The sequence below is a fragment of the Methylobacterium adhaesivum genome (assembly GCF_022179065.1).
In the GTDB taxonomy this organism is placed as follows: domain Bacteria; phylum Pseudomonadota; class Alphaproteobacteria; order Rhizobiales; family Beijerinckiaceae; genus Methylobacterium; species Methylobacterium adhaesivum.
This window is the reverse complement of the sequence record NZ_BPQD01000006.1, coordinates 31,504-52,115: the sequence shown is the minus strand read 5'-3', so window position 1 is coordinate 52,115 and position 20,612 is coordinate 31,504. Positions and strand designations below refer to the sequence as shown.

Below are 20,612 nucleotides of genomic sequence, written 5' to 3'. Positions count from 1 at the left end.
GACGGAACGATGCCCCTGACGCTCGGCGTGCGCCTCGACGGGCGCGCGCCGCGCCGCTGGCACCTGCGCCTCCTCGAAGCCCTGGCTGCCCCGGGCCGCGACCTCTGCGTGGCCCGCGCCCCCGGACCTGGCGCGCTTCCGGGCAATGCCGGCCTCCTCTTCGCCGTCGAGGCCCGTCTGCGTCGCCTGCCGGGCGACGGGCCGGCCGCGCCCGTTCCCCTGTCGGCCTTCGCGGCCTATCCCGACCTCGACGCCGCCGGCCTCGTCCTCGACCTGTGCGGCGACGTCGCCCCGGCACCGGGGCGCCGGGTCTGGCGCCTGACCTTCGACGGGGCCTGCGGCGAGGCCGGGCTGCTCGCTGCCCTGCTCGCCGGGCGCACGCCCGTCGCCGCCCTGCTGGAGGGGGAGCGTGTCGTCGCCGCCGGGCGCCTCGGCACCGAGTCCCTCACGGTGATGCGGACGGCGTTCGAGGACGGCCTGATCCGCACCGTCGATCTCGTCCGTGCGGCCCTCGCCGGCGACGAATCCGGTGCGCCGGGCTTGGGCCCCGAGGCGTTCCTGCCGCCGGCCCCCGCCGGCCTGTCGGTGACCGCCATCGGGCTCCGTGCCGGAACGATGCTCGCCCGCACGGTGGCGGCGCGCCTGCATCGCCTGGGCTATCGCACCCCGCACTGGCGGGTCGGCTGGCGCCACCTCGCCGGGCCGGACGTGATCGACCTGCGCCGTCTCCCGTCGCAGGGCTGGCACGACCTGCCCGACGACGGCCTACGGTTCTACGCCGATCCGTTCCCCATCGTGCATGCGGGCCGCACGATCCTGTTCGTGGAGGAATATCCCCACGCCACCGGCCGGGGCGTCATCTCGGCCGTCGCCTTCGGGCCGGACGGTCCCGAGGGCGTGCCGGTGCCGGTGCTGGAGGAGCCCCACCACCTGTCCTATCCGTTCGTGTTCGAACGCGACGGCGCCCATTGGATGATCCCCGAGAGCGGGGCCGCCGGCACCATCGACCTCTACCGCGCCACCGCCTTTCCCGGCGGCTGGGTCAAGACCGCGACCCTGGTCGCCGACGTGACCGCGAGCGACGCGACGCTGCTCGAACAAGCCGGCCGATGGTGGCTGTTCGCCACCGTCCGGGACCGGGGGCTCGACCTGCCGGATCGCGCGGCGCGCGGCGCCTATTCCGACGCCCTGCACCTCTGGTCGGCGCCCGATTTCCGGGGGCCGTGGACCCCGCATCCGCGCAACCCCGTCCTCGTGGATTTCGCCGCCGCGCGCCCGGCCGGGCGCATCGTGGCCCGCGACGGCGCCCTCATCCGCCCCGTGCAGGATTGCCGGCGCGGCTACGGCGAGGCCCTGTCGCTGGCACGCATCGACCGCCTCGACGCGCAGGGCTACGCCCAGACCGTGGAGACCACCCTGCGGGCCGGCCCGGGCTTTCCCGGCTCCCGCCTCCACACCCTGAACCGGACCGAGGCGTTCGAGTTCATCGACGGGTCCGGATCGGCGCCGCGCTTCCGTCGTCGAGGAAGTTCAAGCAAGAGCGGTTGAACTATTCCCGTTGTCCGGTTGCGTTCATCGCCGGGCGGGGTTCGACTGGGGCGAGACCTCGGGTGTGTTTGAGGAAGCCGCCTGCGTATCGTGCGCGTGAAGACGGTGCTTGATCCTACCTCAGTCGAGCCCACGCAGGCCTGAGGTCCGTCGAGTCCTGATCGGTCAGCACGAAGCACACGCGAATTTAATCCAGTCTTGCTGGAACCGGCGCCCTGACGAGACGATTGCCGGTCGCTGGACGAGACTTGACCACAGGTCGGGGCGCGTCCGCGATCCGTGCTCACGATGCGACGTCGGCGACGTCAGGAAGGGCTCACCCATGTCCGAGCCGAACACCTCCGGCGGTGCGCGCCTGCGTGCGCCTTCCACCCGCACCCTGCGGGGCCTCGACGCCCTCAACTTCTTCCTCGCCGACGTCCGCGACGGCCTGGGGCCCTACCTCGCCATCTACCTCATCGCCGTGCGCGGGCCCGACCAGGGCTGGAACGAGGCCACCACCGGCCTGATCATGACCATCGCGGGCATTGCCGGCCTCATCGCGCAGACACCGGCCGGCGCCCTCATCGACGGCACGAGCGCCAAACGCGCCGTGGTCATCGCCGGTGCCGTCGCGGTGACGCTGAGCTGCCTCGTGCTGCCGTTCATCTCGAACTTCTACCTCGTCGCCGCAACGCAGTCGGTGGCCGGCATCGCCGGGGCGATCTTCCCGCCGGCCCTGGCCGCCATCACGCTGGGGGTCGTCGGCCCCAAGATGTTCGCCAAGCGGATCGGCCGCAACGAGGGCTTCAACCATGCCGGCAACGCCGTCTCGGCGGCCATCGCGGGGGGCACGGCCTACTTCTTCGGCCCCATCGTGGTGTTCTGGCTCATGGCGGTGCTGGCCGCCTGCAGCATCGGCGCCATGCTGATGGTGCCGGCCGAGGCCATCGACGACGACCTCGCCCGTGGCCTCGACCACGGTGAGAAGAATGCCGGGGCCGAGGGCGCCGGGACTCAGGCCGGCGAGGAGCCCTCGGGCTTCACCGCCCTGCTGAAGAACAAGTACCTCGTGCTCTTCGCCGTCCTCGCCGCCCTGTTTCACCTCTCGAACGCCGCGATGCTGACCTCCGTGGGGCAGCTCCTCACCCACCTGTCGGGCAAGGACAACGCCACCTCGCTCATCGCGGTCTGCATCGTGGCGGCGCAGCTCGTGATGGTGCCGGTGGCGGTGTTCGTCGGCGCCAAGGCCGACGCCATCGGGCGTAAACCCATCTTCCTGGCCGCCTTCGGCGTGCTCGCGGTACGCGGCGTGCTCTACACCCTGTCGAACAACCCGTTCTACCTCGTGGGCGTGCAGCTCCTCGACGGGATCGGGGCGGGCATCTACGGCGCCCTGTTCCCCCTCGTGGTCGCCGACCTGACGCGCGGCACCGGCCGCTTCAACGTCTCTCAGGGGGCGGTGGCCACGGCGCAGGGCCTGGGCGCTGCCCTCTCGGCGACGCTCGCCGGCGTGATCATCGTCTCGGCGGGCTATTCCACGGCCTTCCTGTCGCTCGCCGCCATCGCGGCCCTTGGATTCGCCCTCTACCTCTTCGCGATGCCAGAGACCTACGGGTACGAGCCCGGCCGGGGCGACGCCACCGGCGGGGGCGCCGCGCCCGTGCCGGCCCCGGCGGTCTGAGCCGGCGGCCATGGACAAGGCGCCGTCGCACCCCCCCGAGCCCCTCGTGTTCCTGCACGTCGGCGACCTCCACCTGACGACAGACGAGGCCCGGAACGCTGAAGACTTCCGCGCGATCCTGAAGCAGATCGACGGGATCGGGCCGAGGACCGCGTTCGACTTCGTCTACCTGCCGGGCGATCTCGCGGAGGACGGGGCCGCCGCGCAATACGCGATCCTAGCCGAGGCCCTCGCCGCCCATCCCGACCTGCCCATCCGCCTGATTCCCGGCGATCACGACCGTCAGTTCGGGCGCATGGACGACTTCCGGGCCTTCCACGACGGTCTCGCTGCCGCCCGAACGCTGCCGCCCGCCATCGATTGGATCCTGGATCGGCCGCCCGTCGCCCCTGCCGCGCCCCCGGACCCGGACCCGGAGGTGTGGCCGGCAGCCGAGATCCGCCACTTCTGCGCCTGCGAGGACATCCGGGGCGTCCGCTGCCTGTTCGTCGACGTCGTCAGCCCCGGCTACGGCCAAAAGGGCATCGGCCTCGATTTCCGCCTCGGCCGTGACCAGACGCAGTGGCTGAACGCGCGAATTCGAGAGGCGGTGGACGAGAAGATCCCCGTCGCGGTGTTCATGCACGCCTATCCCGACGACCTGCGCGAGCCCGACGAGCGCCTGGACATCGGCGGCCTGTTCTTCGAGGCGGGCGTGCGCCTCGTGGAGATGGGCCACACCCACTACAACGAGCTCGCGCATGACGGGCATACGCTGTATGCCGCCGCGCGCTCCGTGGGACAGAACGAGGACGGCTCCGTCGGCTACGCCGTCGCGGCCCTCGACGGGCCGGTGACGAGCTGGCGCTTCAAGGCCCTCGACCGGGCCTGGCCGTTCGTGCTCATCACCAGCCCGGCCGATCGGCGCGTGGCGACCCGCCCCGCCACCGAAGCGAACACCGGCATGGCCGGGGTCGAGGGCGGCCGCGTCACGGTGCGCGCCGTGGTGCTCTCGGACGAGGCCCCGGCCTATGTCCATTGCCGCGCCGGGACCGGCGCGTGGCACACGATGACCCGGGTGACGGACCGGGTCTACGAGGCCGCGCTCCCCTGGCCGAGGGCGGCCCGCACGATTCAGGTCGAGGCCGTGCATCCGGCCTGGTCCGGCCACGGCCCGGACTTTGTCGACACCGACGTGATCGAGCCGGTCCTCGCCTTCGACGCCCCGGAGTGCGGCCCCCTCATCCCCGAGAAGCCCGGCAGCGACGAGCCGAATGTCGGTGCCTGGATTCAGAAGGGCGTGCGCGGCGATCAGCTCGGGCCGAACCGCTACGGCCGAAAGTGGTGAGTCGGCGACCGACCACCCGTGAGACAACGCGCGCCCGCCGGGCGCCGGGGAGACGCAAGACGTGATCGCAGGACTGACACCGAACCTCGCGACCTGGGGGATCGCCGCCCTGGCGACTCTCGGGGTGATCACGCGTCCGTTCTCCTGGCCGGAAGCGGTGTGGGCGGTGCTGGGCGCCGCCCTCCTCGTGCTCTTCGGCCTCATGCCGGCCGGGACCGCCTGGGAAGGCGTTCTCAAGGGCACGGACGTCTACCTGTTCCTCATCGGCATGATGCTGATGTCCGAGGTGGCGCGCAAAGAGGGGCTGTTCGACTGGCTCGCCGGCATCGCCGTGCGGGCCGCCAAGGGCTCGGCCACCCGACTGTTCACCCTGATCTACGGGGTCGGGACCGTCGTCACGGTGTTCCTGTCGAACGACGCCTGCGCGGTGGTGCTGACGCCGGCGGTCTACGCCGCCACCAAGGCCGCGAAGGTCGAGAACCCGCTGCCATACCTTTTCATCTGCGCCTTCATCGCCAATGCGGCGAGCTTCGTGCTCCCGATCTCCAATCCGGCCAACCTCGTGGTGTTCGCCGAGCACATGCCGCCCCTGACGCGGTGGCTGGCGATGTTCGCCCTGCCGTCCGCGCTCGCGATCCTCGCCACCTACGCGGCCCTGCGCCTGACGCAGAACGCGAGCCTGCGCGGCGAGCGGATGGCGACGGAGGTTGCCGCCGTGCCCCTGTCGCGGACGGGCCTCGTCGCCGGCCTCGGCATCGTCGCCACGGGCGGCGTCCTCATCGGCGCCTCGGCGTTGGGGCTCGACCTCGGCCTGCCGACCTTCGTGGCGGGCGCCCTCACCACGGCCGCCGTCCTCCTGATGAAGCGCGGCGGCCTCGTGGAGGTCGCGCGTGACGTGTCCTGGAGCGTGCTGCCCCTCGTCGCCGGCCTGTTCGTGCTGGTGGAAGCCCTGGAGAAGACCGGCGTCCTGGCGATGATCGCCGACGCCCTCAAGCGCGCCGCCTCGGCCTCTCCCGTCGAGACGGCCTGGGGTGCCGGCAGCCTCGTCGCCGTGCTGTGCAACCTCGTCAACAACCTGCCGGCCGGGCTCATCGCCGGGGCGGCGGTGCAGACGGCCCACGTGCCCGACACGGTCGCGGGCGCAGTCCTCATCGGCGTCGACATCGGACCGAACCTCTCGGTGACGGGGTCGCTGGCCACTATCCTGTGGCTCAACGCGATCCGCCGCGAGGGACAGGATGTCGGCTTCTGGCGCTTCCTGAAGCTCGGCCTCCTCGTGATGCCGCCGGCCCTGATCCTGGCGCTGGCCGGCCTCCTCCTCGTCTGATTCCACCCGACCCCCACCCGATTCCGCGCACCCCCCGAGGCCGCTTTCGTGAACCCCGCCCTGCTCTATCCCTTCATCCTCGTCGCCGGTGCCCTGCAGGCGCTCGGCAACTCCATGAACGCCCAGCTGCGCGGGCGCCTCGTGAACCCCTGGCTCGCCGCGACCGTGTCGTTCCTGCCCATCGTGTTCGTGTTCGTCACCCTGTTCCTCGTGATGCCGACGCCGCTCCCGTCCCTGGAGACCTTGGGCAAGATGCCCTGGTATGCGCCGCTCGGCGGCGTCGCCGGTGCGGTCGCGGTGTTCGGCGGCCTCGCCTTCATCGACAAGGTGGGCGCGGGGCCCTTCAACGGCCTGACGCTCACCGCCAACATCCTCGCGTCGCTCGCCATGGATTCGTTCGGCCTGTTCGGTCTCCAGGGCGGTGGCTTCAAGCCGCTGCCATGGCTCGGCGGCCTGCTCATGGCGGTGGGCGTCGTGTTCATCGCCCGCACCACGGCGGACAAGGGCGGGGAGAAGGAGGAAGGGCACGGCCTCAATCCGAAGCTGCTCTATCCGTTCATCGTGGTCGCCGGCATCCTGCAGGCCGTCGGCGTCGTCTGGAATGCGCAGCTGCGCGGCGCCCTGGTGAACCCGTGGCTCGCCGCCGCCGTCTCGTTCCTGCCCGTGGTGTTCGTCTTCGTCCTCGTCTTCCTCCTGCGGCCGAAGCCGCTGCCGACCCGGCAGGACGTGGAAGGCGTGCGCTGGTGGATGCCGCTCGCCGGAATCACCGGGGCCGTCGCGGTGTTCGGGGGCCTGCTGTTCGTCGACAAGGTGGGGGCGGGCGCCTTCAACGGGCTGCTCATCACCGCCAACCTGCTGACCTCGGTGGCCCTCGATCATTTCGGCTGGGTCGGCATGAAGCAGGTCAAGGCCGGTCCGTCGCGCCTGGGGGGCGCCGCGCTGATGATCGCCGGCATCGTCCTCATCTCGGTGTTTTGACCGGGGACGGGCTGCAAAGCCGGCGCCGCAGCCCGTTCCGGCCCCTTGCGCGTCGGCGAACCGCCGAAACCGGGTGGGGGGAACGGCCTTTTTTGGGGGATCCACGAGGTGAAGTGCGGATAATCACGGGGGCGATTGGCTTTTTACGGCTTCGCCATGGTAGACCCAAGCAATCCCGCCTGAAGCCGATCCGCGCGAAGGTGTGTGGACTAGCCTTTCCCGCCGCCCGACCGCCGTCCCCGCGGTCCATCCGGTGCGTGTCGTGACCCCCATCGGTCGCCGAACCGCGCGAGCCCGCCTCGCCGTGGTCCGCCCAACGATGCTGCGCGCGACTGACGGGAGGGGTCGAGGATAGGAATGCAATGAGCGACGAGACCGACGCCCGGACCCGATCCGAAGAGCGTGCCGAGCGGGCCGAGCGCATGGCCAAGGAAGGCGCGCAGGCCATGGCCGAGCACCTCGCTTCCGTCAAAGCCGTCGACGAGCGCACCGTGCGCCTGCGCGCCCTGCGTCTGGCCAAGGAGGCCGCCGACGCACAGGCCGCCGCGGCGGCGGCGGCGGCGGCCCCGCCGAAGCGCAAGCGCTCCTGACTCAAGGCCCCGGAGAACATCGCCATGGCATTCGAGCGTTCACGCCGCCCGAGCGACCCCCGTCAGGCGGCGGAAGCCGCCTTCAAGGCCGCGACCACGAAGGCCCCCGCGGCGGCGCGTCCCGCCGCCCCCGCGCCCCAGGCCGCCCCCGCCGTGCCGGGCGCGCGCGAGATGGTGTCCCTGCGCCTCGACCGCGCCGTACTGGAGCATTTCCAGAAGGACGGCCCCGGCTGGCAGGACCGCGTCAACGCCGCCCTCAAGGCCGCCGTCGGTCTCTGAGCCTCACCCGAACCCGGCGCGCTTGAGCCGCATCACCGTGCGGTCGAGGGCGCCGAGGAAGGCCGAGCGGTCGCGGGCCGAGAACGGCTTCGGCCCGCCCGTGATGGCCCCGGCCTCACGCAGGTCCTGCATGAGGTTTCGGGTGGCCAGCGCCATGCCCACCGAGTTCTCGCTGAACGGTTTTCCCGTGGGCGCGAGGACCTCGGCGCCCGCCTTCACGCAACGGGCGGCGAGCGGCACGTCGGCCGTGATCACGACGGCGCCCGGACGCGCCCGCTCGGCGATCCAGTCGTCGGCGGCGTCGAACTTGTCGCTCACCACCACTCGCTCGATCCAGGATTCGCGCGGCACCATCAGGAAGCTGTTGGCGACCACGACGACGGGCAGGCCATAGCGCGCCGCTACCCGGTAGGTCTCGTCCTTCACCGGGCAGGCGTCGGCATCGATGTAGACGACGATGCCGGGATTCTCGGTCGGAGTCTCGCTCATCGGGCTGCCGCGCGCCGGGGGAGGGGCGCCGGGTCGGCCTGATCCGCCCCCCGCTCCAGGGTCGAAACGCTCAAGGGCTGGCCGCGCCCGCGCAGGGCGTGCGCCCCGAGTGAGCGGGCGACGATGCCGGGCGGCAGGTGGGGCAGGCGGGCGAGCAGGTCGTCCGACACGAGGATCTCGGTGCCCAGCGGCCGGCACAGGGATTCGATGCGCGACGTCACGTTCACGGCGTCGCCAAAATACGCGATCTTGTGGCGGTCGACGCCCACTTCCGCCGTCACCACCGAGCCGCCGTGCAGCGCCGCGCGCAGGCGCGGCACCGTGCCGAACCGCGCCCGCCACGCATCGGCCTCCGCTTCGATGCGGTCCATCACGTCGAATACGCAGGCGACGCAGCGCGCGTCCTTGAGGCCCCGCGCCATCGGCCAGGTGATCATCGCCATGTCGCCGATATAGTCGTCCGTGGAGCCGGCGTTCCGGCGCACGGGCTCGGCCATGGCGGCGAAGACCGCGCCGAGATAGGCCTGGGCCTTGAGGTCGCCGTGGGTCTCGGCGAAGGCCGTCGAGCCGACCACGTCGAGGAACAGGAAGATGCGCTCCTCGCGCACGGGGCGATGGTAGCGCCCGACGAGGAAGTTCACGAACACCTCGCCGCCGATGAGGTCGCGCATGCGGATCACGAAGACGAGGAGCGCCGAGACCGCCAGTGAATAGGCCAGGACCCGGGGGGTGATCTTCACCGCGTGAGCGAGGTCGTCGTCGGTGAGCCCCAGGGCCCAGACCATGACGCCGCCGAACGCGATGCCGGCGGCGATCATGAGCACGTAGGCGAACTCGGCCGCCGGCACGTAGAGCTTCGCCGGCATCCGCCGCATCCGCGCCTGGAGGCCGCCGAGGATCAGGCCCCGGTCGAAGGCCAGGGTGGTGGCGCCCACCGACAGGCCGTAGGCGAGGCCGGCGAGCGGCGTCGCGCCCCCGGCGAACAGGACGTTGTATAGTAGGCCCGCCCCGCCGCAGGCGACGAGAATGAGGACCCAGAACCAGCGGTGCTGCGGCAGCATCAGGCGTGGTTCCGAGAAACGCGCCGCGCGCACGAAGTGCGGGATGGGAACGGAGCGGCGCTGCCCACGGGAGATCCCTCGCGATGGTGCCGGCGCCGCGCGGGCGGCGCTGTGGAAGCGGAACCGTACGCCCCTGCACACCGCCCCATGATGGCGCCAGTGTGGCCGCAGCCGCTGAGCGGCGTCGAATGCCGTCCCGGCGCGTTGGAATGCGATCATCGACGGAAGGAACCGGGACAATGAGGCAACGCACCTTCGGCGCCACGGGACGGCCATTGCCGGTGATCGGGCAGGGGACGTGGCGCCTCGACGACGGTGACCGGCCGGCGGCCCTGGCCACCCTGCGGGCGGGCCTGGAGGCCGGCCTCACCCATATCGACACCGCCGAGATGTACGGCGAGGCCGAGCCCCTCGTCGCCGAGGCCATCGCGGGGCGGCGCGAGGAGATCTTCCTCGTCTCCAAGGTGCTGCCCTCCAACGCCTCCCGCGCCGGCACGGTCGCGGCCTGCGAGCGGTCCCTGAAGCGCTTGGGCACGGACCGCCTCGACAGCTACCTCCTGCACTGGCCGGGCTCGTATCCCCTGGAAGAGACCATCGCGGGGTTCGAGGCCCTGAAGGCCAGCGGCAAGATCCTGTCCTGGGGCTTGAGCAATTTCGACGTCGACGGCCTCGACGAAGCCCTGCGCATCGCCGGCCCCGGCGCCATCGCGTGCAACCAGGTGCTCTATCATCTTGGCGAGCGGGCCATCGAGCACGCCGTGGAGCCGTGGTGCCGGCGCAACGGCGTCGCCCTGGTGGCCTATTCGCCTTTCGGCAGCGGCGACTTTCCCGATCCCGCGAGCCGGGGCGGGCGGGTGCTGGCCGAGATCGCCGATGCGCACGGCACGAGCCCGTATAGCGTCGCCCTGGCGTTCCTCACCCGCCACGACGGCGTGTTCACCATTCCGAAGACGATCCGTCCCGAGCGCGCCCGCGCCAACGCGGCGGCCGGCGCCCTCATCCTCGACGCTCCCGAGATCGCCCGCCTCGACGCCGCCTTTCCCCGCGGCCCGCGCCCGCGCCACCTGCCGATGCTGTGAGATGGTTTTCGCCTGATCGGTTCAGTGATCCGGTGAAACGCCGCCCCCCTCTCCTTCCAGGAGAGGGGGGCGGTCGCGCCCGGCCGATCCGAGGTTCTCGACCCAAGCCCACAGGAGACGAACGCCCGTCGATCCCTTTGAGAGCGCGCGGGCGCGGCCGCGCCGGTTACTCCCCGACCCCGAACAGCTTCTCGATGAAGTTGCGGTCGTCCTTGCGCTGTCCGGCACGGGGCGGGGTCGCCGCCGCCACGCGCGGGGCGGGCTGGGGCTCGCCGAGAAGCGCGCCGAGCACGCCGCCGGTGGCGCCCGTGGTGGCCGGGGGCTGCTCGACGGGCGCGCGGTTGCGCCAGGTCTTGGCACCGGGCAGCATCGTCGGCGTCTGACCTTTCAGGGCGGTGGTCATGTAGGCCTTCCAGATCTCGCCCGGCAGGTTGCCGCCCGACACCTTCTTCGTCGATTCGCCGTCGTCGTTGCCGAGCCAGACGCCCGTCACGAGCGTCGCCGAGAAGCCGACGAACCAGGCATCGCGAAAGTCCTGGCTGGTGCCGGTCTTGCCGGCGAGATCCCAGCCCGGGATGTCGGCCTTCTTCGCGGTGCCGGACACGAAGGTCTCGTGCATCATCGCGTTCATCATCGAGACGGCGTTCGGGTCGATCACCCGGCCGAGGCCGCCCTCTTTGCGCTTGTACAGAACCTTGCCGTCGCCGGTCTTGATGCCGGCGATGACGTAGGGGATCACGCCGAGGCCGCCATTGGCGAAGCTCGCATAGGCGCCGACCAGCTCCAGGGGCGTCACCTCCGAGGTACCGAGCGCGATGGAGCCGTTGGCCTGGAGCGGCGAGGCGATGCCGAGGCGCTGGGCCGTCTGCACCACGGTCTTCGGCCCGACCTCCTGGCCGAGGCGCACCGCGACGGTGTTGAGGGAGTGGGCCAGGGCGTCGCGCAGGGTCACGGGGCCGCGATAGTCCCGGGAATAGTTCTCCGGGTTCCAGCCCTTGATGTTGATCGGCGCGTCTTCCCGGACCGTGTCGGGGGTGAGGCCGTGCTCCACCGCCGCGAGGTAGACGAAGGGCTTGAACGCCGAACCCGGCTGGCGCTTGGCCGTGGTGGCGCGGTTGAACTGGCTCTGGGCGTAGTCACGCCCACCCACCAGGGCGCGGATCGCCCCGTCGGGCCGCATCGAGACGACCGCCCCCTGAGCGACGTTGAACTTCGCGCCCTTCTGGTTGAGTTCGTCGACCAAAGCCTTCTCGGCCGCTGTCTGAAGGGCGGTGTCGACGGTGGTGGAGATCACGATGTCGGACTCGAACTTCGGCAGGAAGTCGTCGAGGACATCCATCACGAGGTCGGCGACGTAGTTGGCCGAGCCGCCGCCGCGCGCCCCCGCCGGCCGGGCCGGTTGGGCCAGCGCCACCTTCACGTCGGCGGGCTTGGCAAAGCCCAGCTCCTCCATGGCGGCGAGCACCTGGGCGGCGCGGGCCTGGGCGGCGGGCAGGTTGCGGTTGGGGGCGAGGCGCGAGGGCGCCTGGACGAGGCCGCCGAGCATGGCGGCTTCCGCGAGCGTCACGGCCTTGGCGGGCTTGCCGAAATAGCGCTGTGCCGCCGCCTCGACGCCATAGGCGCCGGCACCGAAATACACCCGGTTGAGGTAGAGTTCGAGGATCTCGTCCTTGGTGTACTTGTGCTCCAGCCACAGGGCCAGGATCGCCTCCTGGATCTTTCGCGAGGCCGACCGTTCCGGTGTCAGGAACAGGTTCTTGGCGAGCTGCTGCGTCAGGGTCGAGCCGCCCTGCGCCACGCCGCGCCGGGTCAGGTTCTGGCCGATGGCGCGCAGGATGCCCACGGGATCGACGCCGAAATGGCCGTAGAACCGCCGGTCCTCGATGGCCACGAAGGCGCGCGGCAGATAGGGCGGCAGCTCCTTGATGCCGACCACCCGCCCGCCGGTCTCGCCGCGATTGGCCAGCAGCGAGCCGTCGCTCGCCAGGATCGCGATGTTGGGCGGGCGCTTCGGGACCGCCAGCTGGTCGATGGGGGGGAGCTGCGAGGCGTGGTAGGCCACGAGCCCCGCGATGCCGATGCAGGCCCACAGGCCGAGCACCACGCCCGCATAGACGAAGCGCCCCAGCAGCGAGCGCCGCCGGGCCTTGCGCGGCCGCGCCTTGGCGGTGGCCAGGGGCCGCTCAGGGCTCTCCGCCCGCCGGCCCTTGGTCTCGGTTGCCCGTCGTGCCACGCCGCCCCCCGCGCGATCGGCGCGCGACAGGCGCAGGTCGAGGTCGGCCGGGTTCGACGCGCGCCCTTCGGGCACGTCGAAGTTCGGCTCACCCCGGCCGTCGCGTCCGCGTCCCTTCGCCATGCGTCCCGTGTAAGTTCAGAACATCCCCCCAATGGGACGGGTCTGGTTCCGCACGGTAAATACGGCGGGTTTAAGGGTTCCTTAGCGCTGGCGGATCGCGGACCGCCTGTCCCGTCCGTGCGGCGACACGCCCGGCACGGCGGCCGGAACGGGGCCGTCCGCCGTGCCGTTCACCGTGGCGCCTTCGCCAGAGCCTTCGCCAGAGCTTTGGCGCCCCCGCGCCGATCAGGACCCACCGATGCTGAACATTCTCGTCGCCGACGGCAACGACCGCGCGGGCCGCGCCGACCATGTCGCGGCCACGGGCCGAACCTCGGCCGAGGCCTACGCGACGATCCTGCGCGCGGTCGCCGACGAGCGAGGCGGGCCGGCCTGTGCCTGCACGCTCGTCGACCCGGCCGATGCCGATGCCGTCCTGCCGCCGGGCCTCGACCTCGCGGCCTATGACGGTCTCGTCGTCACAGGCTCGGCCCTGAAGATCGGCGACGACGCGCCGGAGGTCACCCGCCAGATCGCCCTCCTGCGCGCGGCCCTCGCCGCCGGCCTGTCGGTGTTCGGATCGTGCTGGGGCCTGCAGGTCGCCGCCGTCGCCTGCGGCGGCACCGCCGGCCCCAACCCGAAGGGCGGCGAGTATGGCTTCGCCCGCGCTCTCGCGTCGACGGAAGCCGGCGCCCGCCATCCGCTGCTGGCCGGGCGGCCCGCCCGCTTCGACGCGCCGGCCGTGCACGGCGACGCGGTGCTGACGCTTCCGGGCCACGCCACCCTGCTCGCCGCCAACGCCTGCTCCATCCAGGCCATCACCATCGCGCACGGGCCGGGCCTGTTCTGGGGCACCCAGTACCATCCCGAACTCGACCTCGACGTGCTCGCCGCCATGCTGCGCACGAGCGCGTCCGATGTGGTGGAGGCGGGCCAATGCCCCGACGCGGCGGCGGTGGAGTCCTTCGCCGCCGACCTCGCCCGTCTCCACGCCGACCGCACCGGCCACCCCGAACTCCTCGCCCGCCATCGCCTCGACGGGCAGATCACCGAGGACGCCCACCGCCGCCGTGAGATCGGAAATTTTTTGCAGAGCTTGGCGGTGCCGCGCGCGGTGGCGGCTTAAGAGTGCGGTAACGTTCGACGGGGGGCTGTCCGGGGTCGACCGCGCGTCGAAGCCCGATCATCGCACGTCAGGCCCTCCGCCTCACGCATTCCGCAGAACCGGCCGGGCCGGCGCTCCTTCGCCGACGATGTGGAATGCGGTCGGGCGGCGGAACAGGAACGCGAGGGGCGTGTGACGCACCGCCCGCTCGAGGGCCAGGGGCACGAGGATTGCGGTCGCCGTCACCACGAGGCTCGCCCAGCCGACATCGGTGATGGCCCCGGTCTTGACGATGAGGGTGCGGGTGAGTGCCATGGGCAGGAAGAACGCGAGGTAGATCGCGATGGAGCGGCTGCCGCAGGTGCGCAGGGCCGCCGTCACCGGACCGCCGAGGCGGGTCATGAGCGAGGCGCCGGCCACGATGGCCATGGCCCCGGCGCCGCCGAGCACGAGGCTGAGGCCCGGCAGGCTCGCGAGGGTCGGGAAGGCGGCGTGGCCCGAGGGCGTGAAGGCGAGGACACCCTCCGCCACGGCCCAGGCGGCGAGGCCGGCCAGCGCCGCGCGCGGATGGGCCCGCACGGCGGTGGCGAAGGCGAAGATCCGCTCGGCGAACAGGTAGCCGACGACGAACCAGACGTAGCGGGCGCAGAACTCCTCGAGGAGGTAGAGCTCGGTCTGCACCGGCACGATCTGCAGCAGGGCGGCGCCCCCGAGGAGGAGCGGCCACGGCACCCGGCGCAGGAGTTTCGTCACCACCGAGAACACGGCGAGCAGGTAGATGAACCACAGGCTCGAATACGGCTCGACCAGGGTGAGGGCGAGGTGATGCGCGAAGGCGCCCGGACCCGCGCCATCCGTGATGGCGCCGTATTTGGTGAGTGACTGGATCACCACCCAGAGGAGATAGAAGTAGGCGAAGTGGACCACCCGGCGGTCGGCGAACAGGCGCCAGTCCCGTTCGATCACCCGGCCGAGGAACAGCCCCGACAGCAGGAAGAAATCCGGGATGCGGAACGGCTTGGCGAAGGCCACCACGTGATGGAGGAAGCCCTCGCCGCCGAGACCTGCTTCCGCCATGGCCTCGCCGGTGCCGAGGGTGGAATGCATCATCACCACGAGGACGATGCACAGGCCCTTGGCGACGTCGACCCAGGCGAGCCGTGCCCCGTTGTCCGCTTGCCCCATGTTCCCGCACGCCCCCGATGTCCGGGCGTCAGTCTCGGAACGGAGTCGTAAAGGCGTCGCTACCCGAGTGGCAGCGGCGTCGGATCGTGGGCAACGCCTGGTTAAGGCAATGGGTCGGGTCGCGCCGAAACCGCCCCCCGTCGCACGGGGGCCGGTTTCGAGGGGCGGGCTCAAGTGGAGGCGCGCGCCGCGGTGTGGCGATGGCGCAGCCGGAAGGCCAGGACCAGCAGAAAGGCGCCGAAGGCAATCGCGTAACCGCCCAACCAGAAGGTGAGCACGAGGAGCGAGGCCACGGGGTGGACGAGGAGCACGGCGCCGAACACGAGAGAGAGGGCGCCGCCGAGGCCGAGCCACCAGCGGCCGTGGTCGGCGTGGAGCTGGAAGGCGGCACCGAAGGTCAGGGCGCCCATCACCACGGCCCAGGCCGCGAGAAGGTAGGCGAAGGCCACGAGGGCGCTGCCGGGCAGCAGCATCGCCAGCACGCCGACCACGATGTCGAGGAGGCCGGCAAACAACAGGGCCACCCAGCGTTCGTGCTTCTCCGCCGCCCGCACGGCCGCCGTGATACTCACCACGCCGTCCACCAGCATGTAGGCGGCGAAGAAGACCGTGAGGGTGTAAAGGGTGGCGAAGGGCGCGAGGAGCGCCACGGCTCCGAACAGGATCGCCAACCCGCCCCGCAGGGCCACCAGCCACCAGTTGCGGGCCAGGGCCGCACTCATGGCCGCGAGAACAGTCGGGCGGTCTTCGCTGCGGCCCCAAGTACCGAAGCCGCGGGTGAAATCGTTCAACGGTGATGTTCCGACACTCATGACCAGCCTCCTCGGGTCTGAGATTCACGTCTGCGAGACACGTGATGCGTCGTGGTGGACCGGGCGCCGCGACGGGCCCGGCCCGGTTCGTCAGGGCTCGGCGGACCTCACTTCGCCGCAGGCTTCGTGTCGGCCGACTTCGCCGGTTGCGTGCTGCCGGTGGTGTCGGCCGCCTTCGTGTTCGGCGCCTTCGCGGCGGCCTGCGGCATCAGGATGGTGTCGACCACGTCGAACCGCACCCGATCCTCGGCGGTCTTCAGCACGGCGTTGGCCTCGTAGTACTTACCCTGGTCGATCAGCGTCGCCGCCTGCTTCACGTCGGCCGTGGTCTTCTCCAGGGGCAGGACCGCCAGGGTCAGGTTTACGTCGATATGGGCGAGCTTGAGCTTCTCGAGGGCGCCTTGCTTGTCGCCCTTCTGAAGGTGCTTGTTGGCATCGGCCACGGCTGCGGCCTTCTCGGGCGTCGCCACGAAGTCCTCGCCGAGGGTCAGCTGGTTGTCGACGGGCAGCCACGCGAGCTTCTCGTTGACATCGCTCGAGGCCGGGCCGGCCTTGGCCTTGTTCGCCGGGCTCTTCAGCTCGGACTCCGCTTTCAGGAAGACCGAGGTGTCGGTCTTGGCCCGGGCGAGAGCCGCCTCCGCGAGGTCGATCTTCTCCTTGGCCTGCTTCGGCTGGGCGTCGAAGATCGCAAGGCGCGCGCCGTTCATGTCACGCAGGGCCTTGGCGCCGTCCTTGGAGAGCTTGCCGACATCCCGATCGACGGTCCGCTGGGCCGGCGTTTCCACCACCGAGCCCGGTACGGCGGTCTGCTCCGCAGCATATGCGAACCCGCCGACGACCGTGGAGGCGAGAAGAACTGCGGCGAGTGATTTCTGGAAAGATGTGGTCATGATCTATACTCCAACATACTCTCAATGCGGGAGGTGATTTGAAGTGCCCGGCACATCCACCTGACATTCGAGGAACGCTGGCCCAGCATCGCTGTTCCTAAGAGGAAATATTAAAAAAACTTCATGAATGATCGAATGGCCGTTCGGTCGGGAAATAGGTTCTGCATCGGATATCTGCAGGATATTTCATTTGTTGACGGCTACCAGGTTATTCTGTTCGATGATAAGAAAAGCGAATGCTGTTTCCCGTATCTTGGCTGTGTCGAGCCGTCAGTATCCTTCCAGCTCGGGGCCGGTGTCGAGGATCGCGCAAGCATCCTTCGCTTGTCCCCACGTCTGGCGAGACGCTTCGACGTTTCGAGTTGATGGAATTGTTTCCCGGCCGGTCTCCTCCCGAGGTTGATCCGCAAGACCGAGGGGTTCGGACCGTCAGCTTTTCTTGAAGGCGCGACGCTGGGCGCGACGATCAATCCGGCAGGCGGCGTCCGGCCCTGCGCGTGCGGGTCATGCGGGTGGCGGCATGAAAATCGTCGGGCTTCGTGCGCACCCAGTCGAGGAAGCGGGCCATTTCGGGGTCGTCGCGCAGGGATCGGGTGTCGGCGAGGCGCCGGGCGATCTCGGCCTCGCTGTAACGGGCGTGGATGGCCGAATGGCAGATCTGGTGCAGGCGCACGGTGCCGGCCCGGGCGCCGCCCTTCAGCTTCGGCGTGAGGTGGTGCAGGCTCGATTTGGCACTGCGTGGGATCGGCCGCTCGCACAGGGGGCAGATCACCGGCGCCGGTTGGGGCGGCCCGTGGGTGGCGGGGTCGTCTTCGCGCCAGCGCCGGTCGCGTCGTCCCATGCGGATCCTTTCAGGGGGTTGCGCGGCGGGGGACCGCGAGGGCCGTCGGCCGTCGAGCGGTCTGGAACAGGTCGGCGGCCTCGGCGTCGCGGGCGCCGAGGATGGACATGTGGTCGCCGGGGATCTCCGCCAGACGGGCGCGGGGGCCTGCGAGCTCCGCGAGGCGGCGGGCGAGATCGACGGGGATCACCGGGTCCTGCACGCCGTGCACCACGAGGACCGGGCCGGTGGTCGCTCCGATGCGCCGGTCCGAGCGGTAGGTGTCCCGCAGGAGCGGGGGCGGCACCAGGGGAAAGCGCCGGCCGACGAGGCGGCGGAGGGAGTCGAACGGCGCTTCGAGGTAGAGACCGAGATGGGGCCGGCGCGCGCCTACCGCCACCGCCACGGCCGCTCCGAGAGAATGGCCGTGCAGCAGGACCGGCGCGCCCGGCGCCCGCTCGGCGGCGGCATCGTGCGCCGCGAGGCCGTCCCGGATGAGACCATCCTCGCTGGGGTGTCCCGTCGAGCCGGGATACCCCCGATAGGCGAGGGCGAGCACACCCCAGCCCCCGGCCGCCCAGGGGCCTTCGGCGAAACGCGCGGCGGCGGATTCCGGGATCGAGGCGTTGCCGTGGAAGCTCAGCACCACGCCGCCGCCCGGTTCGGGCGGCCGCCAGAAGGCGAGGAGGCGTTCCCCGTCCGGGGTCGTGATGGGGATCGTCGCGGTGCCGGCCGGGGCGACGCGCACCGGCTCCATCGCCCTCGGAAAGAACGCGCCGGGATAGATGAGGTGGCGCTGGAACGCCGCCAGCACGGCGAGGCCGATGGCGTAGAGGCCGAGGCCCCCGAGGAGAACGCTGAGGAGGAAGCGCATGCGGGCCCTGGCGTGCCGGAGGAGCGGCTGTGCTCGACGCCCGGTCTGAGGTAGGGGTGGAGGTGCGCGTGTCACCAGCGATGTTGCGTCGCGCCGTCCGGAGGGGTGGCGTCGGTCGGAGCATGGGCGCTGCCCTTGGGCGCGGTCGGCCTCGGGCGCCCCGCGCGGGCTTGGTATCACTCCGGAGCACGTGAACCCGAGATGCAGCAGACCATGTCGCGAGGCAGCACGGGCGAGGCCGAGCCGGGCGTCAGCGCCAATTTCCTCCTCCTCGCCCTCCTCGTCTGCGGCCTCGGCTTCGGCCTCGGCGCCGGCTTCGTGGAGGGATCGGGTGGCGCCTTCGCCTTCGTGATGTCGGGCTGGGTGCTCGGCCTGTGCCTGCACGAGTTCGGCCACGCCCTCGTGGCGGGGTGGGTCGGGGAGACCGGGGCGTCCGATGCCCTCGGCCTCGATCCCATGCGCTTTCCCGCTCCGGTGGTGTCCGTCGTGCTGCCCCTCGTCTTCACGGTCCTCGGCGGCATCGGTTTTCCGGGCGGGGCGGCACCGTGCGATCCGCAGGGCGCGCGCGGCCGCCTCGGACCGGTGGCCGTGGCCCTGGCCGGGCCGGCCATGACCGTCCTGTGCCTCGTCGCCCTGGCGCTTCTGTATCATCTGGCGAGCCCGAACTCGGAGGCCCTGCGGGCGGTGCTCGCCGTCTCGGTCCTGCTCCAGGGCATGGCCCTCGTCCTCAACCTCATGCCGATCCCGGGCCTCGACGGCTATCACGCCGTGCGGCCGTGGCTGCCGCCGCAGTGGCAAGCCGTGGGCGATGCCGGGGTGCGGCACGCCGCCCTGGTGCTGCTCGCGCTGTTCCTGTGCTCGGGTGCCTTCAGCCGGCCGCTGTTTCGCGCAAGCCTGCACCTCACCGCCGCCATGGGCATCGATCCCCTCGACGTGGTCACCGGCTACCGCCTGATCCGCCTGTGGTGAGGCGCGGCTCACGGGTTTCGTGGTAAGGCACCCCCGTCCGGAAGCGATCCCGCCCGGTGGAGACCTTCATGGCCCTCAAGACGACGTTCCTCGTCCAGACCTTCGTGATCAAGCGCAAGCGCCTCGTGCCCGGCGACCGCGAGGTGGCGCCGACGGAGAGCGGCGCCCTGAAGAAGGCGGAGGCCATGGCCGCGCGCTTCCCCGGCACCGCCGCCATCAAGGTGGTGGCCGACGACGAGACCGGCGAACTCGAGAGCGCCGCCATCCTGGCACAGTTCGGCGAGGTGCCGGACGATTTCGCCGAGAGCCTGCAGGGCTCGTGAAGCGCCGGGGCACCGGAACGCGAAAGGCCCCGGCGGAACGCACCGGGGCCTCTCGGATCCTTTAGAGTCTTCGATCAGGCCTTATTGCGGGCAGGCATGGCGCCGGCCGTCATTGCCCAGATAGGTGCCGGAGCGCTGGTCGTACGACCGGAACCGCTGGATGCAGTAGGCGACGTCCTCGCCCCGGGGAGCGACCTGCGTCTCGACCGCCTCCACGCCGTAGCCGGCCGGGGCATACCCGCCACCATAACCGGGGCCGTAGGCGCCGTAGCCACCGCCGTAATAGGCCGGTGCGTAACCGCCGCCGTAGTAGTCGTCGCCATAGAAACCGCTGCCGAGGCCGTAGCCGATGCCGGCTCCGGCGAGTCCCAGGCCGACGCCGAGACCGAGGCCGCCGTAGCCGCGACGGTAGCCGTAGCCACCCCGGTTGTTGGCGAATCCGCCGCGATAGCCGCCCCGATACCCGCCCAGAGCCGCGCCTCCGCCGAACCCGGCCGCCGTCGCGCCGCCGAGGCCGCGTCCACCGCCGAAGCCCCGGCCCGCCAGACCCTGACCACCGCCAAACCCGCGTCCGGCCAGACCCTGGCCGCCGAAACCGCCCCGGACGCCACCGCCGGCTAGGCCACCGCGAAAGCCGCCGCCGCCCATGCCGCCGCGGAACCCACCGCCGCCCATGCCGCCGCGGAACCCACCGCCGCCCATGCCGCCACGGAACCCGCCGCCGCCACCGCCGAAGCCGTGACCGCCACCGCCGCCCCGGGCATCGGCCGAAGCTGGAATAAGGATGAGAGCACCGACCATGGCGGCCGATGCGAGAAGAATACGATTCATGTTGGATTTCCTATGGCTTAAGGCCACTCATGGAGACCGAACGTCTCCCGGGGCGAGAAAGTTCATCCCGGGCCGGACGGTGCGGCGTCAGGTCTTCTTCGCTTTCGCGGCCTCCGGCGAACCATCC

Annotated in this window: 20 protein-coding genes; 11 read left to right on the top strand and 9 right to left on the bottom strand. The window is 71.1% G+C overall.

What is annotated here, in order from left to right; genetic code table 11:
• The first annotated feature begins 9 nt into the window (after window positions 1-9).
• The 7 genes from MFF01_RS06980 (at window position 10) to MFF01_RS06950 (ending at window position 7,712) form a co-directional block, all read left to right on the top strand.
• Window positions 10-1,548: a glucosamine inositolphosphorylceramide transferase family protein gene (locus MFF01_RS06980; protein WP_238223354.1), complete on the top strand. Its 1,539-nt coding sequence runs from the start codon at window positions 10-12 to the stop codon at window positions 1,546-1,548.
• Window positions 1,549-1,870: 322 nt separating this feature from the next.
• On the top strand, window positions 1,871-3,211 hold the full coding sequence (locus MFF01_RS06975) for an MFS transporter (RefSeq protein ID WP_238223352.1): 1,341 nt from the start codon (window positions 1,871-1,873) through the stop codon (window positions 3,209-3,211).
• Between the two features lie 10 nt (window positions 3,212-3,221).
• On the top strand, window positions 3,222-4,538 hold the full coding sequence (locus MFF01_RS06970) for a metallophosphoesterase family protein (protein ID WP_238223350.1): 1,317 nt from the start codon (window positions 3,222-3,224) through the stop codon (window positions 4,536-4,538).
• 61 nt (window positions 4,539-4,599) lie between these two features.
• The gene (locus MFF01_RS06965; RefSeq protein ID WP_238223347.1) at window positions 4,600-5,865 is read left to right on the top strand and encodes an arsenic transporter; all 1,266 of its coding nucleotides are present in this window, start codon (window positions 4,600-4,602) and stop codon (window positions 5,863-5,865) included.
• Window positions 5,866-5,913: 48 nt separating this feature from the next.
• Window positions 5,914-6,843, top strand: a complete 930-nt coding sequence (locus MFF01_RS06960; RefSeq protein ID WP_238223344.1) for a DMT family transporter — start codon at window positions 5,914-5,916, stop codon at window positions 6,841-6,843.
• Between the two features lie 362 nt (window positions 6,844-7,205).
• Window positions 7,206-7,433 (top strand): hypothetical protein, encoded by a 228-nt coding sequence (locus tag MFF01_RS06955; protein ID WP_238223342.1) that lies wholly within the window; start codon window positions 7,206-7,208, stop codon window positions 7,431-7,433.
• 24 nt (window positions 7,434-7,457) lie between these two features.
• Window positions 7,458-7,712, top strand: a complete 255-nt coding sequence (locus MFF01_RS06950; RefSeq protein WP_238223340.1) for a BrnA antitoxin family protein — start codon at window positions 7,458-7,460, stop codon at window positions 7,710-7,712.
• A 3-nt stretch (window positions 7,713-7,715) separates the two neighbouring features.
• Here the strand turns inward: MFF01_RS06950 and MFF01_RS06945 are convergent, their stop codons facing one another.
• Together MFF01_RS06945 and MFF01_RS06940 are read right to left on the bottom strand one after the other, a co-directional pair.
• Window positions 7,716-8,201, bottom strand: coding sequence for a YaiI/YqxD family protein (locus tag MFF01_RS06945; protein WP_238223338.1), 486 nt, complete (start codon window positions 8,199-8,201; stop codon window positions 7,716-7,718).
• Window positions 8,198-9,262, bottom strand: coding sequence for an adenylate/guanylate cyclase domain-containing protein (locus tag MFF01_RS06940; RefSeq protein WP_238223337.1), 1,065 nt, complete (start codon window positions 9,260-9,262; stop codon window positions 8,198-8,200). The genes MFF01_RS06945 and MFF01_RS06940 overlap by 4 nt, the downstream gene beginning before the upstream one ends.
• Before the next feature lie 239 nt (window positions 9,263-9,501).
• Between MFF01_RS06940 and MFF01_RS06935 the strand changes: the two genes are divergently transcribed.
• Window positions 9,502-10,341 (top strand): aldo/keto reductase, encoded by an 840-nt coding sequence (locus MFF01_RS06935; RefSeq protein WP_238223336.1) that lies wholly within the window; start codon window positions 9,502-9,504, stop codon window positions 10,339-10,341.
• Window positions 10,342-10,507: 166 nt separating this feature from the next.
• Here MFF01_RS06935 and MFF01_RS06930 read toward each other — a convergent pair whose 3' ends face one another.
• The gene (locus MFF01_RS06930) at window positions 10,508-12,697 is read right to left on the bottom strand and encodes a transglycosylase domain-containing protein (RefSeq protein ID WP_238223335.1); all 2,190 of its coding nucleotides are present in this window, start codon (window positions 12,695-12,697) and stop codon (window positions 10,508-10,510) included.
• 238 nt (window positions 12,698-12,935) lie between these two features.
• Here MFF01_RS06930 and MFF01_RS06925 point away from each other — a divergent pair, with 238 nt between their 5' ends.
• Window positions 12,936-13,802: a type 1 glutamine amidotransferase gene (locus MFF01_RS06925; protein ID WP_238223334.1), complete on the top strand. Its 867-nt coding sequence runs from the start codon at window positions 12,936-12,938 to the stop codon at window positions 13,800-13,802.
• 81 nt (window positions 13,803-13,883) lie between these two features.
• Here the strand turns inward: MFF01_RS06925 and MFF01_RS06920 are convergent, their stop codons facing one another.
• The 5 genes from MFF01_RS06920 to MFF01_RS06900 all read right to left on the bottom strand — a co-directional run bounded on the left by MFF01_RS06920 (window position 13,884) and on the right by MFF01_RS06900 (window position 18,362).
• Window positions 13,884-14,966, bottom strand: a complete 1,083-nt coding sequence (locus tag MFF01_RS06920) for an acyltransferase family protein (RefSeq protein ID WP_238223332.1) — start codon at window positions 14,964-14,966, stop codon at window positions 13,884-13,886.
• A gap of 170 nt (window positions 14,967-15,136) precedes the next feature.
• Entirely contained in the window at window positions 15,137-15,688 is a 552-nt protein-coding gene (locus MFF01_RS06915; RefSeq protein ID WP_238223489.1) for an HdeD family acid-resistance protein, read from the bottom strand.
• 197 nt (window positions 15,689-15,885) lie between these two features.
• Window positions 15,886-16,668, bottom strand: a complete 783-nt coding sequence (locus tag MFF01_RS06910) for a YfdX family protein (RefSeq protein ID WP_238223330.1) — start codon at window positions 16,666-16,668, stop codon at window positions 15,886-15,888.
• Between the two features lie 466 nt (window positions 16,669-17,134).
• Entirely contained in the window at window positions 17,135-17,509 is a 375-nt protein-coding gene (locus MFF01_RS06905) for a restriction endonuclease (RefSeq protein WP_238223328.1), read from the bottom strand.
• A 10-nt stretch (window positions 17,510-17,519) separates the two neighbouring features.
• Window positions 17,520-18,362: an alpha/beta hydrolase gene (locus MFF01_RS06900; protein WP_238223326.1), complete on the bottom strand. Its 843-nt coding sequence runs from the start codon at window positions 18,360-18,362 to the stop codon at window positions 17,520-17,522.
• A 213-nt stretch (window positions 18,363-18,575) separates the two neighbouring features.
• On the opposite strand from MFF01_RS06900, the gene MFF01_RS06895 reads away from it, so the two are divergent.
• The gene (locus MFF01_RS06895) at window positions 18,576-19,331 is read left to right on the top strand and encodes a zinc metalloprotease (RefSeq protein WP_238223325.1); all 756 of its coding nucleotides are present in this window, start codon (window positions 18,576-18,578) and stop codon (window positions 19,329-19,331) included.
• Window positions 19,332-19,399: 68 nt separating this feature from the next.
• Window positions 19,400-19,654 (top strand): hypothetical protein, encoded by a 255-nt coding sequence (locus tag MFF01_RS06890; protein ID WP_238223323.1) that lies wholly within the window; start codon window positions 19,400-19,402, stop codon window positions 19,652-19,654.
• Between the two features lie 81 nt (window positions 19,655-19,735).
• Here MFF01_RS06890 and MFF01_RS06885 read toward each other — a convergent pair whose 3' ends face one another.
• Window positions 19,736-20,485 carry a BA14K family protein gene (locus MFF01_RS06885; RefSeq protein WP_238223321.1) on the bottom strand — a complete coding sequence of 250 codons (750 nt, stop codon included), beginning with the start codon at window positions 20,483-20,485 and terminating at the stop codon, window positions 19,736-19,738.
• Between the last annotated feature and the right edge of the window lie 127 nt (window positions 20,486-20,612).